Here is an 18,660-nt window from a genome sequence, read left to right as displayed (position 1 = left end):
AACCCCAAAGACGATCGTCAGTTCCGATGGCCGGAATCCGGCAGCGCTCTCGTCGGGGACAGACTCCACGGAAGCATCCGCTCAGGCGCCGACAAAGCGCGGCAGGCGGCGATGTGACCGCCGGACCGCCGTTACACCGAAATCCCGGAGAATCATGTGACCCTGATGTCGAATGCGTCGACGCTCCCCCCGGCAACGCCGATCCTGCCCGCCAAGACCCTCCGGGAGAAGGAGACCGCCAGTTTCCATGCCGCCCTGGCGGGTGTCCTGACCGCCGGACTGCGGGACGCGCTCGCAGCGGGCGACCACCCGAGGGCGATCGGTCTCATCAACCGGGGCTTCGCCGAGGGCAGCCCGCAACTGGGCTGCGACCTGCTCTGTCAGGCGATGGCGAGCGTGGGACCGGCCCGAACCTGGACGGTCCAGCTGGCACCACTTGCCCAGGCGCGGCAACGGTCCGTGGCGTGAGCAGGGGCGCCGTGTTCCGGCGTGAGGGCCCCACCACCACGGAAACCGGCGACGCCGCCGGCTGAACGCGGGGGCGGGAAGCTCGAGCGGTCAGGTGCCGTCCCGGCGGCGAGGAGACGTTCGCCGCCGGGTTCACGCGGGAGACCGCGGCCCGGGTTCACGCGGGAGATCGCCGCCCGGGTTCCTCGGCGGCGATCGTTTCCGCCCGTCGGCCCTCGGCCACTGTTCCTGGGCGCAGAATGGCGCCGCCCGCGTCATCCCGCCGAGTGGATAACAGCGCCGAGAACAGGCGTGGCGCCGATTGTCAAGAATGAAATACAGGGCGCGAGATCAGCATCGGAGCGCTGAAGGCAAGCAGGTGAGACAACACCCTCTCCCGTTGGGAATCCGCCGTTTGATTTCCTAGCATTGCGCGGCGGAGGTGCTCTGAATAATGAGTCGTGATGCTGAGGAAAACGCGATCGCCGAGGAACAGGCGTTTCTCGACGCGGCGCTCGCCCGGCGGGACCGGGTCGCCGCGGATCTGACCGCCGCACTCGCGGCGCCCGCCACGGACGACGTGGCCCGGGCACGGCTGCGGACACTCGCACGGCAGCACGAGGAGATCACACGGGCCCGCGACGGCCTCGTCTTCGGGCGCATCGACGGCCTCGACGGCACGGTCCGTCACATCGGCCGGATAGGGCTGCGCGACGACGACGAGCAGGCGGACCCGCTGGTGCTGGACTGGCGGGCCGAGGCGGCCCGGCCGTTCTACACCGCGACGCCGGTCGACGCCCAGGGGCAGGCCCGGCGCCGGCACATCCGCACCACCGGCTCGGTGGTGACCGGTGTGGACGACGAACCCCTGGACGGCGCGTCCACCACCGAACTGGTCGGGGAAGCCGCCCTGCTCGCGGCACTGGACCAACGGCGTACCGGGAAGATGTCGACGTCGATCTCCACCCTGCAGCGCGAGCAGGACGACATCATCCGGGCCGGCGCGTCCGGACCGCTGATCGTGCAGGGCGGTCCGGGAACGGGCAAGACGGTGGTCGCCCTGCACCGGGTCGCATACCTGCTGTTCACCCATCGGCGGATGGCCGAGCAGGCGGTGCTGCTGCTCGGACCGTCGCCGCGGTTCCTCGACTACATCGCGCAGGTGCTGCCGGCCCTGGGGGAGACCGCCGCGGTCTCCGCGACCTGCGACACCCTGTTTCCCGGCGTCACGGTGGAACGCGACGAACCCCGCGAGGTGTCCGAGATCAAGGGCCGCGCGCTGTGGCAGCCGATGCTGCAGCGGTACGTCCGGGCGCTGCACCCACGGCCCCGGGACCTGACCCTGCGCTGGGAGGGCGAGGCGTACGTGATCGGGGAGCCGGCCGTGGCCGCCGCCCTCACCTCGGCGACGTCCGGTCGCCCGTACCATCGGGCCCGCGCCGCCTTCGCCGAGCAGGTGCATCAGCTCCTGGCCGACGCCGTCGCGCAACGGCGTGCCGACCTGCTCGACGAGATGGAGGAGGGCCTCGAGGAGCTACTGGCACAGTTCGACCGCCGGGCGAAGACGCGCGTCGACCCGGACCGGCACGCCGGCAGCGACGTCGACGGGCAGATGTCCGACGACGAGATCGACGAGCTGCGCGAGCGGATCGCCGACAGCGCCGCCGTCGCCGCGTTCCTCGAAACCTGGTGGCCGTCCCGGGACCCCGCGACGGCCCTGCGGCGCCTGCTCGGCGACGCACCGCTGATGCTGCGCCTCACCCCGGACCTGTCCGAGGCCGAGGCCGCACTGGTGGCCGCCGAACCGGACCCCTGGGCGTCCAGCGACATCCCGCTGCTCGACGCGGTCGCGGACCTGCTCGGCGACGTCGCCGCACCCGAACAGCAGGGCGAGTTCACGGCCGACCGTGCCCGGCGGCAGCGCGCCTGGGTGTACGGCCACGTCGTCGTCGACGAGGCGCAGGAACTGTCGGACATGCAGTGGCACATGGTGCTGCGCCGCTGCCCCAGCCGGTCGATCACCGCGGTCGGTGACATCGACCAGACCGAGGCGTCGCACCGGCACACCAGCTGGGCGGAGGCGGTCGCGGCGACGATGGGGGAGCGGTGGACCGCCGCCGAACTCACCATCTGCTACCGCACGCCGCGTGAGGTGATGGAACTGACCGGCCCGGTGCTCGCGAAGGCCGGGAGCCGCAACGCCCCGCCGCGGGCGGTCCGGTCCTCCGGCATCGACCCGTGGGAGCTGGCCGTCGCCGAGACCGCCCTGCCCGCCGCTGTCGAAGCCGCCGTCGCGGAGCTGCGGCAACGGTGGGAGGGCGGATCGGTCGGGGTGGTCGCGCCGGTCACGCGTACCGCGGCGCTGCGCGACCTGCTCCCCGGCCTGCCGGTGCTGACCGCCACGCAGGCCAAGGGCCTGGAGTGGGACGCGGCGCTGGTCGTCGACCCGGACGGCATCGCCGCCGAACCGCGAGGCTGGAACGGCCTCTACGTCGCGCTCACCCGCTGCACCCAGGAGCTGGGCCGGATCCTGCCCACCCCGGTCTGACCCCTTTTTCACGGTACGGCGGGCAGACGGCGGCACCGGTTCAGGCGGTGCCGCCGCCGACGCCGTCCGGAAGGCGACCGGCTCAGTCGATGCGGAACGAGCGGATCGAGTTGCCGAACGTGATGCGCTCGATGGCGGACGTGGCCGTCGTCGGGTCGTCGGCGGCACCGACCGCGAGCAGCAACGGCACGTAGTGGTCGGCGGTCGGATGGGCGACGTCCGCGCCCGGCGCCTTGGCCCGGTAGTCGGTGAGCGCGTCGACGTCGCCGCGGGTGACCGCGTCGGCGGCCCACTCGTCGAACGCGGCGGTGTGCCCGGCCAGCCGCGGGTTGCGCATGACGGCGAAGCTGTGCGTCATGAAACCCGAGCCGATCACCAGGACACCCTCCTCGCGCAGGGCCCGCAGGCGACGGCCGAGGGCGAACAGCGCCTGCGGTTCCAGGCTGGGCATCGACACCTGCACGACGGGCACGTCCGCGGCGGGATACATCGCCATCAGCGGGATGAACGCGCCGTGGTCGAGCCCGCGGTTCACGAACTGGTGCACGGGACCGCCGGTGCCCAGGACGCCGGCGACGCGGTGGGCGAGGTCGGTGGCGTCCGGCGTCGCGTACGGCAAAGTGTAGTAACGGGGGTGGAAGCCCCCGAAGTCGTAGAAGAGCGGGGTGCCGGCGGCGGACGCGGACAGCGCGGCCGGGGCGTTCTCCCAGTGGGCCGAGACCACGACGATGGCCCGCGGCTTGGGCATCGACTGCCCCCAGGCGAACAGGTCGTCCAGCCACTGCGGGTCGTCGAGCGTCGGCGGCGCGCCGTGGCTGACGAACAGGGTGGGCATGGTCCCGTCGGCCTGCTCCCAGACGCGCTGCTCGCGGGCCGCGGGCAGCACCCGGGCCAGCAGGTCGTCGTAGGCGCCGGCCGGAGTGTCGGACATGAGCATGATCGGACCTCGGTTCTCAGCGGCGCTCGATGACCCCCAATGTAGGACCAGTTTACTTAAACATGCAAGCGTTAGTGACGTGCGGTTCAGTCAAGCGTTGAAGTCATGGAGCGCCGGCCGTCTTTCGCTGGTCCTGGTCGCCGGCACCGACGCCGACGGCAACCTCGACGTCTCCCCGCGCGGCGGCCCCAGCTGCGGATGCCGGAGCCTACGATCGCCGACATCGAGCAGACCGAGGCCGACGCGACCGGCCGCGCCCACCTGATCACCCAGTCGCTGCTCGGCGGTACGCCCCGCAACCGGGTCGACGAACTGCTGGAGTTCGTCGGGCTGGGCGACGCCGGGCGCCAGCTCACCGGCGAGTACTCGCTCGGCATGCGCCAGCGCCTGGCGGTGGCGACCGCGCTGCTCGGCGAGCCGAACGTGCTGGTCCTCGACGAGCCGGCCAACGGCCTCGACCCGGCCGGCATGGCGTGGCTGCGCGGCCTGCTGCGCGAGCACGCCGCGGCCGGCGGCACGGTGCTGATCTCCAGTCATCTGCTCGGCGAACTGGAGCTGATGGTCGACGACGTGGTGATCATCGCGGACGGCCGGCTCCGGACGGCGTCGCCGCTGGCCGACCTGTTCGCCGGGAACCACCTGCGGGTCCGCGGCGGCGACGACGAGATGCTCGCGAAGGCCTTCACCGAACACGGCGCGACGGTCACCACCGACGGCCGCACGCTGCTGGTCACCGGCCTCACCCCGGAACAGGCCGGCGACATCGCCCTGCAGGCGCAGGTGCCCGTCTACGAACTCGTCGCGCAGACCCAGCACCTCGAGGACATCTTCCTGAACCTCGCGGAGGCATCATGATCGCGGTCCTGCGCAGTGAACTGCACCGCAGCCTGTCGATCCGCTCGTCGTGGATCATCCTGGCGCTGTTCGCCGGGCTGGCGGCGTTCACCGGATGGCTCAGCGAGGACTTCTGGACCCTCTTCGCCGGCCTGGGCGCCTTCGGCATCGCCATCGTGCTCACCTCCCAGCACTACCAGCACCACACGATCATCCTCACCTTCCTCGGCCGGCCGCAGCGCCTGGTGGTCCTCGCCGTGCAGTGCCTCGTCGCGATCCTCTTCGGTCTGGCGCTCGGTGTGGTCAGCGGATTCCCGATCGTCGGCGGGCACCCCGGGCAGTACCTCACCACGCTGGCCGCGATCCCCCTGATCGCCGTCTTCGGCGTCGCCAACGCGACCATCGTGCGCCGCCCGATGTGGCTGCTCGGCGGCTACCTGGGCTGGCTGGTGATCGCCGAGGGCATGATCGGCCGGCTGGAGGAGCCGCTGCCGTTCACCAGTTTCCTGTTCGCCTCGATCGGCCAGCCCCGGTTCCAGCTGGCCCTGCTGGGCTGGACGGCGGGCTCGCTGGCGCTCGCCGCCTGGTCGGTCCGGCGCGACGTCACCGGTGGGTGAGGTCGGGACACCGCTTTCGGCGTACGCGAAAAGCGGTGTCCCGAAGCCGCCGCCGGAGGTCGTCGCCCGGCCCGCGCCGCTGATCGTCCGCGAACAGGGTCAGGAGGGCCGGCGTAGGGCGGCGATCTCCTTCGCCAGGCGGCGGTTACGGTCGCGCAGTTCGTCCAGTTCGCGGTGCAGGCCGTCGAGCGCGGGGGCGAGTTCGGCTCGGGTCCAGCGGGGCGTGATGTGCTGCGGACAGTTCCAGTCGAAGGCGTGCACCCGAACGGTGATCACCCGTTCCACGTGCGCCGCATAGTCCGGGGTGGCGACCCGGGCGAGCAGCGCCGCCGTCCCGTCCCGACGGGTGTCGGCCGTCTGTGCTGCTGTCTCGTGCCGGGCGTCGGCCACCTGCGCCTCGCCGAGGATCTTGAGGCGTTGCCGGCCGGCGTAGTCCATCAGGAAGAGCGACACCCGCGACGACGCCCGGAGGTTGCCGGCCGACACGTACTGCCGGTTGCCCCGGTAGTCCGCCCAGCCGAGCACGCTGTGGCCGTCCTCATCGTCGAGGACCTTCAGGAATCCGGGCGGCCCGCCGCGGTGCTGCACGTAGGGCCAGCCGCTCTCACCGGTGGTGCCCAGGTAGAAGCTGTCCCGCTCCCCGATGAACGCGATCTCCTCCTCGCCGAGCACGCTGCCGGTGTCCCACCCGGCGATCAGGCGGCGCATCGCGGTGTGGCTGCCGTACTCGCGCTGGGCGGCCATGACGGACGGCGTGTCGAGAGCGGTCAGGTAACGGTGCGGCACGGCGTCCTCCGGGTGTCGGTCTCGGTCCGGACGGTAGCGCCCCGCACTTGACGATCAGTGAATCGCGCCGGACCACCCAGGCCGACCGCAACCGGACCGTCGCGCCGTACCGCCCGTCACCACGGTGGTGGTGGGGTGTGTTGATTACGGGCGTGGTGGGCGCCTGAAGTCATCACGCCCGTGGTGGTGTGGTGATTACGGGTGTGGTGGGCGCCTGAAGTCATCACGCCCGTGGTGGTGTGTTGATTACGGGTGTGGTGGGCGCCTGAAGTCATCACACCGGTGGTGGTGTGTTGATTACGGGCGTGCTGGGCGCCCGAAGTCACCACGCCGGTGGTGGTGTGTTGATTACGGGCGTGCTGGGCGCCCGAAGTCACCACACCGGTGGGGGTGTGGTGATTACGGGCGTGGTGGGCGGCTGAAGTCATCACGCGGACCCTGACGACGAAACGTGTCTAGGGCTTGACGTCGCGTTCCCCGGACGCCACCGGGGCGACGGCGCGGAGTTCGGCGGTGAGCCGCGAGGACAGGGCCGTGGCGGACTCCGACGGCGGCGCGGGCGTGGGCTCGAAGAACGTCACCGTCAGGCGCGGGCGCCGCGGGAAACGGGCGATGTCCACTGTCCCGGAGACCGCCGCGCAGACGATCCGGGCCTGCGGCACGGCCTGGGCGAGACGCCCGACGCCGCTGCGGGCCCGCAACTGGCGGCCCTGCGACCGGCTGCCCTCCGGGAAGATCCCGAGACAGCCGCCGGTGGAGAGGCACCGCAGCGCGGCGTCCAGGGCGTCCGTGTCGGCCTGTCCACGCCGGACCGGGATCTGGCCCATCCCGTCGAGAATCCGCGCGACCAGCGGGTTCTTCCAGAGTGAATCCTTGGCGAGGGCCTGGATCTGCCGGCGGCGACGGGCGGCGTACGCGATCACCATCGGGTCCCAGGCGCTGTCGTGATTGGCGGGCACGATCGTCGCGCCCTGCTCCGGAAGGTGCTGCAGGCCGACCACTTCGAGGCGGCCCCACCAGCGGATGATCGGCCCGGCCGCCGCCATCACCACGCGATAGGTCAGGGGGATCCGGCGGGGGCCGGCGGTCGTGCCGGGGGAACGATGGTGCTCCATGAACTCACTCTCGACTGTCCAGGGCCCATGCTGTGTCACAGGCGTCAGGTCGCCTGATGATAGGAAACGCCGAGCGGCGGCCCACCGAAACAGTGGCCGCCGCCGGAGAGAACGTCGATCAGAGCGGGCGGATGTTCTCCGCCTGCGGGCCCTTCTGGCCCTGGGTCACGTCGAATTCCACCCGCTGGTTCTCCTCGAGGCTGCGGAATCCGGTCGTCGCGATCGCCGAGAAGTGGGCGAAGACGTCGGCGCCGCCGCCGTCCTGGGCGATGAAGCCGAAGCCCTTGTCGCCGTTGAACCATTTGACGGTTCCAGTAACCATGTCTGCTCCTTAGCAGGCTGTTGGGGCTGCACTGCGCGGCCCCGTGCGCCGCCGCGTTGATCGCCCGCGTCGGGAACGACACGAAAAACGAAAAAAGCGCCTGGCCGGGTTATCTGAAACCCAGCAGGCGCCGAAAACGTCTACGGAAATCAAAACTGCAACGAGTCGACGCTAGCACAGAATGCGCGTTCCCGGACGAATCATCGCCCGCCCGGAGTACGCCTGAACCGCTCGTGACCTCGGCCGACTGTTCAGTCGGTGACATGCCGGTGGACGGCCGCCTCGGAAAGGCCGGCCCGACCCGGCGGGTGAAAACCGGTGGCGCGGGGGTGGGGGCCGTGACAGGTTGGGCGTGACCGGCAGTCCACGACGAGGAGTGACCATGCGAACGGCTACCACGCTTCGGACCCCTGACCGTCCTATCGTGGAGCCCCGCCTTGGCCCTGTTGAACCTCGGAATCGTCGCCCATGTTGACGCCGGCAAGACCAGCCTGACCGAACGCCTCCTCTACGAGGCCGGAGCCGTCGCCCGGCCCGGGAGCGTCGACGAGGGCACCACCCGCACCGACTCGATGGAGTTGGAACGCCGCCGTGGCATCACCATCCGCGCGGCCGTCACCTCGATCAGTCTCGGGGAGCTGACGGTCAACCTGCTGGACACGCCCGGCCACCCCGACTTCATCGCGGAGGTCGAGCGTTCCCTGGCGGTGCTGGACGCCGCCGTGCTGGTGGTCTCCGCCGTCGAGGGGGTGCAGCCGCAGACCGTCGCCATCTGGCGGGCGTTGCGGCGCATCGGCGTACCCACCATGGTCTTCGTCAACAAGGTGGACCGTCGTGGCGCCGGCGCCGACCGGGTGGTCACCCAGTTGCGGCAGCGGCTCGCGGCCTGTCCGGTGCCGCTGACCACCGTCACCGGCCAGGGCGAGCGGGCGGCCCGGGTACGCACCGCCGGATTCGGCACCGAAGCCGTCGTGGCCGCGGTGGCGGAGGCGGACGACACCATCGCCGACCGGTGGCTGACCGGGGAGCGGGTCCGCGCCCGGGACGTGCGGCGTGCGCTCCGTCGCGGTGTGCGGCACGGTCGTCTCACCCCGGTCGTGTACGGGTCGGCGATCACCGGCGCCGGAGTTCCGGAACTGCGGCGAACCCTGTCCAGCCTTCTCCCGCACAGCGCCGAGCCGCGCCCGCACAGCGATGGGCCGGTCCCGCACAGCGCCGAGCCGCACCCGCACAGCGCCGCGTTGCGCCCGTACGGCGATGGGCCGGTCCCGCACGACAGCGATGGGCCGCGCCCGCACAGCGATGGGCCGGTCCCGCACGGCGCCGGGAGCGACGGGCCGGCGGCCGGCACCGTGTTCGCGGTCGACCGTGACGACCACGGGCGGCGGGTCTGGATGCGCCTGTGGTCCGGGCGTCTGAGCGTTCGCGACCGGGTACGCCTGTCCGGCGCCGCACCGCAGACCGTCACCCAGATCGCCGTCAGTGAACCCGGTGGCGTGCTGGTCCGCCCGTCCGCCGTGGCCGGCCAGATCGCCGCCGTCCGCGGGCTGTCCGCCCGGATCGGCCAGCACGTCGGGGAGCCGCCGCGGCGGCATCTCTACCGGTTTCCGCCGCCGACCCGGCAGGCCCTCGTCGAACCCGTCGACCCGGCCCAGCGGCTCGCCCTGTTCGCCGGTCTCGCCGAACTCGCCGACGAGGACCCGCTCGTCGACCTGCGCCTCGACGAGCAGCAGTCGCAGGCGGTCATCCGCCTGCACGGCGAGGTGCAGAAGGAGGTCATCGCGGCGCTGCTCGAGGACCGGTACGGCGTCCGGGTCCGTTTCTCCGGCACCCTGACCGCCTGCATCGAGCGGGTGACCGGTACGGCCGAGGCGGTGGACCGGGTCAAGGAGCACGGCAACCCGTACCTGGCCGGGATCGGTCTGCGCGTCGAGGCGGGCCACGACGTCACGTTCCATCCCGGGATCGAACCGGGACGGCTGCCCCCGGCGTTCGTCGCCGCCACCGAACAGGGCGTCCGGGCCGCCCTGCGGCAGGGCCCGCACGGCTGGCCGGTCACCGACTGCACCGTCACCATGACGTCCTCGCAGTACTGGCCGCGGCAGAGCCGCCCGCACCAGAAGTTCGACAAGTCGATCTCCAGTGTGGCCGCGGACTTCCGCAACCTGGCTCAGGTGGTGGTGACCGCGGCCCTGTCCCGCGCCGGTACCCGGGTGTGCGAACCGGTCGAACGTTTCGACGTCAACCTGCCCCGGCATCTGGCCGACACGGTGAGCGCGCTGCTCGGCCGGCACGGCGCGGTCATCCACGACGGCGTCGTCACGGGTGGGGAGCGGGCCGGCGGTTACCTGGAACTGACCGGGACCCTGCCGTCGGCGCGGATCCCGGGCGTGGTCGCCGCACTGCCCGATCTGACCGGCGGCGAGGCGGTCCTGACCGCCCACTTCGACCACTACGCGCCGGTGCCCGGTGACCGGCCGCCCCGGCTGCCGCGGCGCGGCCCGGATCCCGGCGATCGCGAGGAGTGGTTCCGGGCGGTGGCCCGCTGACTCGTACCGGCGAAAGGTATTGATCTTGAATAGCCGACCGGATGTACCGCGGTGAATGCCCGGCCCGTAGCCTGCCGTGGTGTATCCGGTGACACCACCCTTTCCGTCCTTTCCGTCCCTTCCGTCGCGCCCCGCGACGGTGACCGTGGCCTTCGGCCTGCAACTCGCGGTGGCCGGGGCGCTCGTGCTGTTCGCGGCGGTGACGGTCGTCGGCGCGGTCCACTACGACGGCCTGATCGACGTCGCCGCGCGCGAGACCGCCGCCGCGGCCGCCGACGTCCAGTCGGAGCGCAGCAGCAACACGTTCGGCGCGACGTTCACGGTGGTGCTGGCGCTGATGCTGGCGACCTGGCTCGGCGTCACCGCGATCGGGCTGTACCGGGGCAGTTCCGTCGCCCGCGTCCTCAGCCTGATCGGGCTGATCGTGCCGCTCGCGCTGAACGTCCTCGCCTGCCTCCTCGGCAGCCTGGCCGTGCTGCTGCTGTTCGGCCTGCTCGCCGGAGAGCCCGAAGGGGTGGACGACTTCGGCGAGCAGGACTTCGGGTCGGGGGACTTCGAGGAGTGGGCGGGCGAACTGTTCTACGAGCGTCTGGAGGAACTCGACACCGAGGGCCTGTCGGTCGCGGTCGAGCTCGCCTCCACGCTCGCCGGCGGGGTCGCATTCCTGGCCGCGGTCACGACCGTCGTGCTGCTGTTCACCACGTCCGCACGACGGCATTTCCAGCCGCCGGCGCGGGCATGGGGATATCCGCCGGCGCAGCCGTTCGCGCCGATGTGGCCCCAGCCGCCGGTCCACCAGCAGCCGGTCCATCAGCCGCCGGTCCATCAGCAGCCGGTCCATCAGCAGCCGGTCCATCCGGATTCCGGCGACCGGCAGCCTCCCGCGGAGACACCGGCCCCGCCCGGCGACCCGTCCACACCGGCTTCCTGACAGACCGCACACCAAGGATCAACAGCGAAGACCGATGTCGTAGCGGGGTGGGTGGTGCGGACCGTCGCTCCCGCCGAGGGCCCCGGAGAGCTTCGCCGGCCGCTACGCGTCCGGACCGCGAAGCCCTCCGGGGCGACCTGCGTGAGTGGTCGCGCCCATCAGTCCCGTGATCCACGGGACTGATGGGGACCCGCCGTGGATCACGGGAACGTGCCGTCGCCGCGGGTCACGGGACCGTGCCGAGCCGGCGTGGATCACGGGACGGTGCCGAGCCGCCGCGGGTCACGGGACCGTGCTCCGGGCGTACCCCCGAACGGGAATGACCGGCGGTGAGGGTGACCGTCAGGCGGCGAGGTGCGCGCGGGCGAACGCGATGTTGTGCGGCAGCGCCTGGGCCCACACGTTGTGGCCGGTGGCGTAGTGACGGTAGGTGACGTCCGCGCCGTGCAGCTTCATCTCGGTGACCTGCAGGTCGGTGAGGAACGGGAACGCCACCACGTCGAACCGGCCCTGGTTGACCAGCACCGGCGCGTCGAAGCCGCTGACCGGCAGGGTGGTGACGTCGCGCAGCACCGCCGGGAAGTCGCCGGTGCTGAGCGGCTTCGACAGCATCTGGCCGATCGACGTGCCCTGGGTGCGGGTGTTCATGTCGAAGTAGCAGAGCCGGTGTGCGTCGTCGACGACGGCGCGGCCGGCCGGCGTCAGGTAGGCGTCGAGGTCGAAGTCCGGGCGGGCGGTCTCCAGTCCGGCGAGGATGTACGCGACGTAGGTCGTGTAGTCCGGGGCGGGCAGCGGCGGGATGTACGGTCCGGCGACCGGGATGTACCCCTCGATCTTGGTGGCCGGCGCGTCGGCCATCGCGGCGGCGAGCCGGAGTTCGGGTGCGCGTTCGGCGGCCTTCGCCGCGGTGGCCAGGGTGGCGTGGCCGCCCTGGGAGATGCCGTTCACGACGTAGTCCCGCGACAGTGTGGGGTCGACGCTCCGGGCCGCCCGCACCGAGTCGATCACCGCGTTGGCCTCGGCGCCGGCGTCCAGGTACGCGTGTGAGCCGTCGGTGCCGATGCCGATGTACTCGGTGGCGACGAAGGCGAATCCGGCCGTGATCCACGGTGTGACGACGTTGACGTCCGCGGCGGCGGTGCCGTAGTCGTCGGTGTAGGCACAGTCGTCGCCGAGCCCGGCGGTCACGTGCGCGTTGGCCAGGATCGGCCAGCCGCCGGCCGGTGGGGTGCCGGTCGGCACGTAGATGGTGGCGAGCGACTGCCGGGGCTGGTCGAGGGAGTTCTCGGTCCAGTACGTGATCGACGTCGCGGTGCTTCCGGGCGCCTCCTTGCCGGGCAGCGGTGTGGTCGTGACGACCGTGCCGGGGCGCTCGCCGGGTGCCGCGGCCGAGGCCGGCACGGGGGCGCCGAGGATCAGCAGCGGGCAGATCGCCAGGGGCGCCATGCGGCGGATGGAGGGCATCGACATTCCTTCGTCTCCGTATCGACAGTGGACCTAGAAGTTAGGTTAGGCGAACCTAACATGCCGCATCGGCGCACCCGGATCTGTACCGAGCGGTAGAGTCGTCCCATGAACGCAGCGACACCCGCCGCCGGCGGCCGGCCCCGGGCCTTCGACGAGGAGGCCGTCCTCGACCGGGCCACCGAGGTCTTCTGGCGGCACGGCTACGACGGGGCCTCCCTGAGCGTGCTGACCGGGGCGATGGGCATCAACCGGCCCAGCCTCTACGCCACGTTCGGCAACAAGGAGCAGCTGTTCCGCCGGGTGTTCGCCCGCTACCACGCGGCCCGGGTCGCCGCCGCCCGCGCGGCACTGGACCGGCCGCGGGCGTACACCGCGGTGGAGGCGTTCCTGCGCGCCAGTGCCGACGGCCTGACCGCCGACGACCATCCGGCCGGCTGCCTGTCCATCCAGGGCGGTCTGGCCTGCGCCCCGGAGAACGCCGGCATCGCCGGGATCCTGGCCGCCGGGCGCGCGGAGACCGAGGCCGCCCTCTCCGAACGGCTGATCCGCGCGTCCCGGGAGGGCGACCTGCCGGACGGCGCCGACCCGCGGGCGGTGGCCCGCTTCGTGATGGCCCTCAGTGAGGGGCACGCGGTGCACGCCGCGGCCGGCGCCACCCGCTCCGACCTGCAGGCGTCCGTCGACATCGCACTGCGCGCCGTACGCAGAGATTGACATCGATTCTCCCATCGATCAGCCTTACTGCGCGCGCCCGTTCCACGGGCGCGCATCGGCTGAACGACGGGGGAGCCGGGCATGCTCCGACGCATGCCGTCCGCTCTCCTGGCGACCAACAGGAGCGAATCAGAGAATGACGGGGATTCAACGCGTCCACCGGCGCCTGGCCTTCGTGACGGCGGTGACGGTGGGCATGATCGCCGCCGCCGCGGTACCGGCCTCGGCGATCACCGGCGGCGAGACGCTCACCGCCGGGCAGTACTCCTTCACCGCACAGCTGCGGACCACCGGCACCGACCGGGGCTGCACCGCGGTGCTGGTGCACCCGCAGGCCGTCCTCACCGACGCGGCCTGCGTCGCGGGCGCCGACGGGGTGGTCTCGGCCGGGGCGCCGAAACTGCCGACCACGATCACCGTCGGCCGCGCCGACCTGACCGCCACCACCACCGGTTTCGTCACCCAGGCGGCCCGGATCATCCCGCACCCGACCCGGCCGCTGGCCCTGGTCGAACTGGCCGCCCGGACGTCGATCGCGCCGGTGACGGTGTCCCGGACCGCACCGGTCGCCGGTGAGCGGCTGGTGCTTGCCGGGTACGGCCGGACCGCCGACCAATGGGTGCCGGACGTGCTCAAGTCCGGTGCCGCCACCGTCGGCACCGTCGCGGCCGGCACGGTCACCACCACCGGCGGCGTGGGCGTCTGCAAGGGCGACGCCGGCGGCCCGGTCCTGCGGCAGGGCACGAGCACCGTCGAACTGGTCGGGCTGCACCACGCCTCGAACCAGGCCGGCTGCCTCGCCGAGGCGGCCACCGGCACGCCGGAGGCGACCGGCACCCGGGTCGACGACCTCTACACCTGGGTCAACGGCAACGTGCCGTCGCTGGGCAGCACCTTCGAGGCGGGCGACCACCAGCCGCACTACCGCAACTCCACCGGTGCCGGCCTCGGCGGCGGCCACGGCGGCGTCGCCAACGTCACCGGCATCACCACCACGGCCGCGGTGCCGGAACTGTTCCTGGGCACCGACTCCCGCTCGCACGGCGGCACGCAGATGCTGCTCTACTCCGGCAAGGACACCAGCACCACGTCGTCGTACGCGTTCCTGCGGGCCTTCACCTACGGCAACGTGATGCTGCGCGCGGGCAGCGTGCTGTCCTACTGGGTCTACCCGCAGAGCAAGGCGAACAGCTTCGACCTGGCCGAGGGCGACAACAGCATGTGCGTCGCGATGGACCTGATCTTCACGGACGGCAGCACCCTGCGCGACTCGGGGCTCACCGACCAGGACGGTCACGGCATCCACCCCGCCAACCAGTGCGGCACGATGACCCTGGACACCTGGAACGAGGTCCGGGTCGAGGTCGGCGGCAGGTTCGCCGGCAAGGTGCTGCGGACCGTCATGGTCGGGTACCAGCAGGCCGCCAACACCGGCGGGTTCCGCGGCTTCATCGACGACTACAAGATCACCGACGTGGTGGCGACGGACAAGTTCAGCACCGGCCTCGGCACCGGGGAGACCCAGCCGACCTGGACGAACACCCTGGCCGGCGGCGTCTCACCGCGCGGCGGTGCGGCCAACATCGGTGGCGTCGCCAGCACCGTGACCGTCCCGGAACTGTTCGTCGGCACCGACCACCTCGGTACCGGCGCCGGCAACATCCTGCTCTACTCCGGCAAGGACAACAGCGCGACCTCGTCGTACGCGTACCTGAAGAGTTTCGGCCTCGCCCAGACCTTCGGCGGCCCGACGACGAAGCTGCACTACCGGGTCTACCCGCAGAGCAAGACGAACAGCTACAACCTGGCCGACGGCAACAACAGCAAGTGCGTGGCGATCGACCTGATCTTCCACGACCGCACCACGGACACCCTGTCCAACCTGCGGAGCTCGACCGCCCCGGCGAGCAACGGCAAGCGACCCCACCCGGCCGAGCAGTGCACCGCGCTGACGCTGGACAAGTGGAACGACGTCACCGTCGACCTGGGTTCGCTGGCCAACGGCAAGGAGATCGTCGAGATCGACTTCGGGTACGACCAGCCGGCCAACACCGGCGGCTACCGCGGTTTCGTCGACGACATCCGGATCAGCTTCTGATCCCCGCTCCCGGCGTGCCCCCGATTCAGAGGGTGCGCCGGGAGTTCACCCGGACGGCGACCGTCACGGTGACGTCGGCCGGACCGCCCTCAGCCCGAGGCCGGGTGGTCACCGGCGTTCAGCCTCGCAGCCTGCCGGAGGAGATGGTTCCGTTCCGGGATGGTGGGGGCGGTCCGGGCCGCCTCCGCGTACAACCGGGCCGCTCGGGCCAGGTCACCGTCGCGTTCATGCAGGTACGCCGCGACCGCGGGGTAGCGGGGGAGGGCCGGGTCCAGGTCGGCGAGCGCCGCGAGACCCGCCCGCGGACCGTCCGCCTCGCCGACCGCCACCGCCCGGTTCAGGCGGGCCACCGGGCTGTCCAATTCGTCGTACCACTCGACGATCTGCACCCAGTCGGTCTCCTCGACGGTCGGCGCGTCCGCGTGCAGGGCGGCGATGGCCGCCTGCACCTGGAACTCGCCCTGCCGGTCCCGGGCCAGGGCGGCCTGCAGCAGGCCGACACCCTCCGCGATCATCCGGGTGTCCCACCGGCCGCGGTCCTGCTCGGCGAGCGGGATCAGCTCACTGCCCGGCCCGGTGCGCGCCGCCCGCCGGGCGTGGTGCAGCAGCATCAGCGCCAGCAGCCCGGCGACCTCCTCGTCATCGGTGCGCGCGGCCAGTTCCCGGGTCAACCGGATCGCCTCCGCGGACAGGTCCACATCCCCGGAATAGCCCTCGTTGAAGACCAGGTACAGCACCCGCAGCACGGTGCCGAGGTCCCCCGGCCGGTCGAAGCGGGCGTCCGCGACGGTCCGCTTGGCCCGGCTGATCCGCTGCGCCATCGTCGCCTCCGGCACCAGGTACGCCCGGGCGATCTGCCGGGTGGTCAGCCCGCCGACCGCCCGCAGCGTGAGCGCCACCGCCGACGCCGGGCTCAACGACGGATGGGCGCACAGGAAGTACAACTGGAGCGTGTCGTCGACCGCGCTCCCCGGGACGGGCGGCGGCTCGGCCTCCACCAGATCCTCACGCCGCCGCCGGGACGTGTCCGCCCGGACCGCGTCCAGGAACCGCCGCCAGGCCACCGCGACCAGCCAGCCCTTCGGATCCCGCGGCGGGCCGTCCGGCCAGGTGCGGACCGCCTCGAGAAGGGCATCCTGGACGGCGTCCTCGGCCGCCGCGAAGTCGGCTCCGCGGCGGACGAGGACAGCGATCACCGCGGGAGTCAGCTCCCGCACGTTCATTCCGCGGTGGCCGGCGACGTCACCCCGTAGAAGGGGCGCAGCTCCAGCCACTCGTGGATCGGCCGACCACCGGCGCCCGGTGCGGCGGACAGCTCACCGGCCAGTGCGAGGGCCCGTTCGTACGACTCCACATCGATGATCATCCAGCCGGCGATCAGGTCCTTGGTCTCCGGGAACGGGCCGTCGGTGACCGGCGGGCGTCCCGGCCCGTCGTACCGCACGAACGTGCCCTCCGGGGCGAGCGCCTGACTGTCGACGTACTCGCCGGTGCCCTCCAGCCGGGCCGCGAAATCGTTCATGTACGCGATGTGCGCGGTGACCTCCTCCGGAGCCCACTTGTCCATCGGCACGTCGTTCACCGGTGCCGGGGCGCCACGGTAGTGCTTGAGCAGCAGGTACTTCGCCATGGTGGTCTCCTCGATGCGGGTACGGCCCATTCTGGCCGCCGTCACACCGGGGACGGAGCCACCCACACGTTCTCGACATCCGTTCCCGCACCGGCATGGTGACCGATCAGCCGGCCCTCAGCCGGTCCAGTTCTTCGACGATCAGCACGCATGCGCGAGTGTCGTAGGCGGCCTGGCCGGCCAGCGAGCTGAAGGCACGTGCGTACAGCGCGATCTCTCGTGGCTGAGTGATGGACAGCTCAGCCGAAACGGCTTCCATGACGGACGACAGGCGATCCATTCGGCCGATCATCACATCGCGGCTTCCGACATGGGTCCGCTGACGATCAAACAGCGGCTGGCCCAGTCGCCCGCGTGGGGCACAACGGCTCGTCGGCACCTCGGCCACCTCGCCACGCAGAACACCGCGAAGTGGCCGGCCAGGTCCTCACCACTCGGGCCCGCATGGGTTCGGGATCCGGCGGCCTGGAACGCGCAGTGGGCCGCCCATCGCCTCGGATGAGGGACCAGGCCCGCTCCAGTGCTTTCACCTAGCCTCCTAGGATGCGGTACGCGGTACTGGCAGGATCACAGGGGACGGTGCTCCGGGCGTACCCAAAAGGCAGGAATCAGACGAGGGTGAAGCGCTTGACGAGTTTGCCGTTGTTGCCGAGGATCTTGATGCCGTTCTCGGCGGCGGTGACGAACGCCTTGGCGCAGCCCTTGCCGTAGACCTGGCCGTCGTTGAGGACGTAGCAGCGTTTGCGTTTGAGGGTGCGCAGGCGGGTGTCGACACGCATCGCAGACCTCCCGGAGGGATCGGGTGAGCTGCTCACCGGCGCTTCCGCAATCTGACGCAGCCGTGCCGGTGATCAGGCCCGAACGGGTCGTGACCGGGAATGGTCAGTTCATTAGAGCGCGGTGCCGCCCGAGGCGTCGATGACCTTGCCGGTGATCCAGCCGCCCTCTGCGGAGGCGAGGAATGCGACGACGGCGGCGATGTCGTCCGGCTGCCCGAGCCGGCCGAGCGCGCTGCGGGCCTCCGTCGCCGCTCGCCGCTCGGCCTGGCTCTCGTCGAGCAGGTACGCGTTGTTGCGCGTCATGACGACACCGGGAGCCACGGCGTTGACGGTGATGCCGCGCGGGCCGAGTTCCTGGGCGAGGCTGAGGGTGAACGAGTTCAGCGCGCCCTTCGCGGCGCCGTAGGCGATCGAGTGGGGCCCGGCGAGCTGTGCCGACAGGCTGGAGATGGTGATGACCCGGCCGCCGTCGCGGAGCCGTGGCAGGGCCAGTTTCGTGATGAAGAAGGGTGCTCGGACGCTCACCGCGAAGGCGGAGTCGAATCCTTCTTCGGTGAGTTCGTGCAGGTGGCCGAAGCTGGCCTTGGCGGCGTTGTGGACGAGGATGTCGAGCTTGCCGTCGGGTGCGTGATCGCGGCCGGACTCGTCGAAGGCCGCCCAGAGCCGGGCTGCGTCGCCGGGCAGGCCCAGCTCCGAGTGCACGGCGAAGGCGCGCCCGCCGGCCTTGCGGATGCCGTCGACGGTGTCGGTGGCGGCGGCCTCGTCGTGGCCGTAGCCGATGCCGACGGCCGCGCCCTCGCGGGCGAAGCGTTCCGCGATGGCCCGGCCGATGCCGTGGCTGGCGCCGGTGACCAGGGCGACCTTGTCCTTCAGTGCTTCTGACATC

Annotated in this window: 19 protein-coding genes; 8 read left to right on the top strand and 11 right to left on the bottom strand. The window is 71.6% G+C overall.

Going from position 1 to position 18,660, the window contains the following annotated elements:
* Nucleotides 1–156: 156 nt before the first annotated feature.
* Both QSK32_RS34020 and QSK32_RS34015 read left to right on the top strand, forming a co-directional pair.
* Nucleotides 157–468 (top strand): hypothetical protein, encoded by a 312-nt coding sequence (locus tag QSK32_RS34020; protein WP_045741891.1) that lies wholly within the window; start codon nt 157–159, stop codon nt 466–468.
* 433 nt (nt 469–901) lie between these two features.
* Nucleotides 902–2,995: a HelD family protein gene (locus QSK32_RS34015; protein WP_285474180.1), complete on the top strand. Its 2,094-nt coding sequence runs from the start codon at nt 902–904 to the stop codon at nt 2,993–2,995.
* A gap of 82 nt (nt 2,996–3,077) precedes the next feature.
* Here QSK32_RS34015 and QSK32_RS34010 read toward each other — a convergent pair whose 3' ends face one another.
* Nucleotides 3,078–3,926, bottom strand: a complete 849-nt coding sequence (locus tag QSK32_RS34010; protein ID WP_285474179.1) for a DODA-type extradiol aromatic ring-opening family dioxygenase — start codon at nt 3,924–3,926, stop codon at nt 3,078–3,080.
* A gap of 204 nt (nt 3,927–4,130) precedes the next feature.
* Between QSK32_RS34010 and QSK32_RS34005 the strand changes: the two genes are divergently transcribed.
* Nucleotides 4,131–4,787, top strand: coding sequence for a DUF8746 domain-containing protein (locus QSK32_RS34005; protein WP_285474178.1), 657 nt, complete (start codon nt 4,131–4,133; stop codon nt 4,785–4,787).
* Nucleotides 4,784–5,383 carry a hypothetical protein gene (locus tag QSK32_RS34000; RefSeq protein WP_045741887.1) on the top strand — a complete coding sequence of 200 codons (600 nt, stop codon included), beginning with the start codon at nt 4,784–4,786 and terminating at the stop codon, nt 5,381–5,383. Before QSK32_RS34005 ends, QSK32_RS34000 begins: the two co-directional genes overlap by 4 nt.
* A 99-nt stretch (nt 5,384–5,482) precedes the next feature.
* On the opposite strand, the gene QSK32_RS33995 is transcribed toward QSK32_RS34000, so the two are convergent.
* From QSK32_RS33995 to QSK32_RS33980, 4 genes are all read right to left on the bottom strand, one after another.
* Entirely contained in the window at nt 5,483–6,169 is a 687-nt protein-coding gene (locus tag QSK32_RS33995) for a pyridoxamine 5'-phosphate oxidase family protein (protein ID WP_285474177.1), read from the bottom strand.
* Nucleotides 6,170–6,285: 116 nt separating this feature from the next.
* Nucleotides 6,286–6,597: a hypothetical protein gene (locus QSK32_RS33990; protein ID WP_285474176.1), complete on the bottom strand. Its 312-nt coding sequence runs from the start codon at nt 6,595–6,597 to the stop codon at nt 6,286–6,288.
* A gap of 27 nt (nt 6,598–6,624) precedes the next feature.
* Entirely contained in the window at nt 6,625–7,284 is a 660-nt protein-coding gene (locus QSK32_RS33985) for a lysophospholipid acyltransferase family protein (RefSeq protein WP_285474175.1), read from the bottom strand.
* Nucleotides 7,285–7,402: 118 nt separating this feature from the next.
* On the bottom strand, nt 7,403–7,606 hold the full coding sequence (locus QSK32_RS33980) for a cold-shock protein (protein WP_045741886.1): 204 nt from the start codon (nt 7,604–7,606) through the stop codon (nt 7,403–7,405).
* Nucleotides 7,607–8,043: 437 nt separating this feature from the next.
* Here QSK32_RS33980 and QSK32_RS33975 point away from each other — a divergent pair, with 437 nt between their 5' ends.
* Both QSK32_RS33975 and QSK32_RS33970 read left to right on the top strand, forming a co-directional pair.
* Nucleotides 8,044–10,155, top strand: a complete 2,112-nt coding sequence (locus QSK32_RS33975; protein ID WP_285474174.1) for an elongation factor G — start codon at nt 8,044–8,046, stop codon at nt 10,153–10,155.
* Between the two features lie 88 nt (nt 10,156–10,243).
* Complete coding sequence (locus QSK32_RS33970; RefSeq protein ID WP_285474173.1) at nt 10,244–11,086, top strand: hypothetical protein; 843 nt, start codon at nt 10,244–10,246, stop codon at nt 11,084–11,086.
* Nucleotides 11,087–11,428: 342 nt separating this feature from the next.
* On the opposite strand, the gene QSK32_RS33965 is transcribed toward QSK32_RS33970, so the two are convergent.
* Nucleotides 11,429–12,550, bottom strand: a complete 1,122-nt coding sequence (locus QSK32_RS33965; protein WP_285474172.1) for a lipase family protein — start codon at nt 12,548–12,550, stop codon at nt 11,429–11,431.
* Between the two features lie 108 nt (nt 12,551–12,658).
* Here QSK32_RS33965 and QSK32_RS33960 point away from each other — a divergent pair, with 108 nt between their 5' ends.
* Complete coding sequence (locus tag QSK32_RS33960; protein WP_285474171.1) at nt 12,659–13,267, top strand: TetR/AcrR family transcriptional regulator; 609 nt, start codon at nt 12,659–12,661, stop codon at nt 13,265–13,267.
* A gap of 136 nt (nt 13,268–13,403) precedes the next feature.
* Nucleotides 13,404–15,365, top strand: coding sequence for a trypsin-like serine protease (locus QSK32_RS33955; protein WP_285474170.1), 1,962 nt, complete (start codon nt 13,404–13,406; stop codon nt 15,363–15,365).
* Nucleotides 15,366–15,454: 89 nt separating this feature from the next.
* Here the strand turns inward: QSK32_RS33955 and QSK32_RS33950 are convergent, their stop codons facing one another.
* From QSK32_RS33950 to QSK32_RS33930, 5 genes are all read right to left on the bottom strand, one after another.
* Complete coding sequence (locus QSK32_RS33950) at nt 15,455–16,582, bottom strand: RNA polymerase sigma factor (protein ID WP_502872576.1); 1,128 nt, start codon at nt 16,580–16,582, stop codon at nt 15,455–15,457.
* 2 nt (nt 16,583–16,584) lie between these two features.
* A complete protein-coding gene (locus tag QSK32_RS33945; protein WP_211275352.1) occupies nt 16,585–16,995 on the bottom strand; it encodes a YciI family protein in 411 nt (136 codons plus the stop codon).
* Nucleotides 16,996–17,101: 106 nt separating this feature from the next.
* Nucleotides 17,102–17,383 carry a hypothetical protein gene (locus tag QSK32_RS33940; protein ID WP_285474168.1) on the bottom strand — a complete coding sequence of 94 codons (282 nt, stop codon included), beginning with the start codon at nt 17,381–17,383 and terminating at the stop codon, nt 17,102–17,104.
* Between the two features lie 220 nt (nt 17,384–17,603).
* Nucleotides 17,604–17,774 carry a hypothetical protein gene (locus QSK32_RS33935; protein WP_285474167.1) on the bottom strand — a complete coding sequence of 57 codons (171 nt, stop codon included), beginning with the start codon at nt 17,772–17,774 and terminating at the stop codon, nt 17,604–17,606.
* 111 nt (nt 17,775–17,885) lie between these two features.
* The gene (locus QSK32_RS33930; protein ID WP_045741968.1) at nt 17,886–18,659 is read right to left on the bottom strand and encodes an SDR family NAD(P)-dependent oxidoreductase; all 774 of its coding nucleotides are present in this window, start codon (nt 18,657–18,659) and stop codon (nt 17,886–17,888) included.
* Nucleotide 18,660 lies beyond the last annotated feature (1 nt).

It is taken from the genome of Actinoplanes sp. NBRC 101535 (assembly GCF_030269225.1).
Taxonomy (GTDB): Bacteria; Actinomycetota; Actinomycetes; order Mycobacteriales; family Micromonosporaceae; genus Actinoplanes; species Actinoplanes rectilineatus.
The sequence above is the reverse complement of the archived record's forward strand: the minus strand, read 5'-3'. Positions and strand labels throughout refer to the sequence as shown.

Excerpts from the sequence above, each read along its gene's own strand:
- QSK32_RS34015 (WP_285474180.1), top strand. The coding sequence starts at position 902 with ATGAGTCGTGATGCTGAGGAAAACGCGATCGCCGAGGAACAGGCGTTT.
- QSK32_RS34010 (WP_285474179.1), bottom strand. The coding sequence starts at position 3,926 with ATGTCCGACACTCCGGCCGGCGCCTACGACGACCTGCTGGCCCGGGTG.
- QSK32_RS34005 (WP_285474178.1), top strand. The coding sequence starts at position 4,131 with ATGCCGGAGCCTACGATCGCCGACATCGAGCAGACCGAGGCCGACGCG.
- QSK32_RS34000 (WP_045741887.1), top strand. The coding sequence starts at position 4,784 with ATGATCGCGGTCCTGCGCAGTGAACTGCACCGCAGCCTGTCGATCCGC.
- QSK32_RS33990 (WP_285474176.1), bottom strand. The coding sequence starts at position 6,597 with ATGACTTCAGCCGCCCACCACGCCCGTAATCACCACACCCCCACCGGT.
- QSK32_RS33985 (WP_285474175.1), bottom strand. The coding sequence starts at position 7,284 with ATGGAGCACCATCGTTCCCCCGGCACGACCGCCGGCCCCCGCCGGATC.
- QSK32_RS33980 (WP_045741886.1), bottom strand. The coding sequence starts at position 7,606 with ATGGTTACTGGAACCGTCAAATGGTTCAACGGCGACAAGGGCTTCGGC.
- QSK32_RS33965 (WP_285474172.1), bottom strand. The coding sequence starts at position 12,550 with ATGCCCTCCATCCGCCGCATGGCGCCCCTGGCGATCTGCCCGCTGCTG.
- QSK32_RS33960 (WP_285474171.1), top strand. The coding sequence starts at position 12,659 with ATGAACGCAGCGACACCCGCCGCCGGCGGCCGGCCCCGGGCCTTCGAC.
- QSK32_RS33955 (WP_285474170.1), top strand. The coding sequence starts at position 13,404 with ATGACGGGGATTCAACGCGTCCACCGGCGCCTGGCCTTCGTGACGGCG.
- QSK32_RS33945 (WP_211275352.1), bottom strand. The coding sequence starts at position 16,995 with ATGGCGAAGTACCTGCTGCTCAAGCACTACCGTGGCGCCCCGGCACCG.
- QSK32_RS33935 (WP_285474167.1), bottom strand. The coding sequence starts at position 17,774 with ATGCGTGTCGACACCCGCCTGCGCACCCTCAAACGCAAACGCTGCTAC.
- QSK32_RS33930 (WP_045741968.1), bottom strand. The coding sequence starts at position 18,659 with ATGTCAGAAGCACTGAAGGACAAGGTCGCCCTGGTCACCGGCGCCAGC.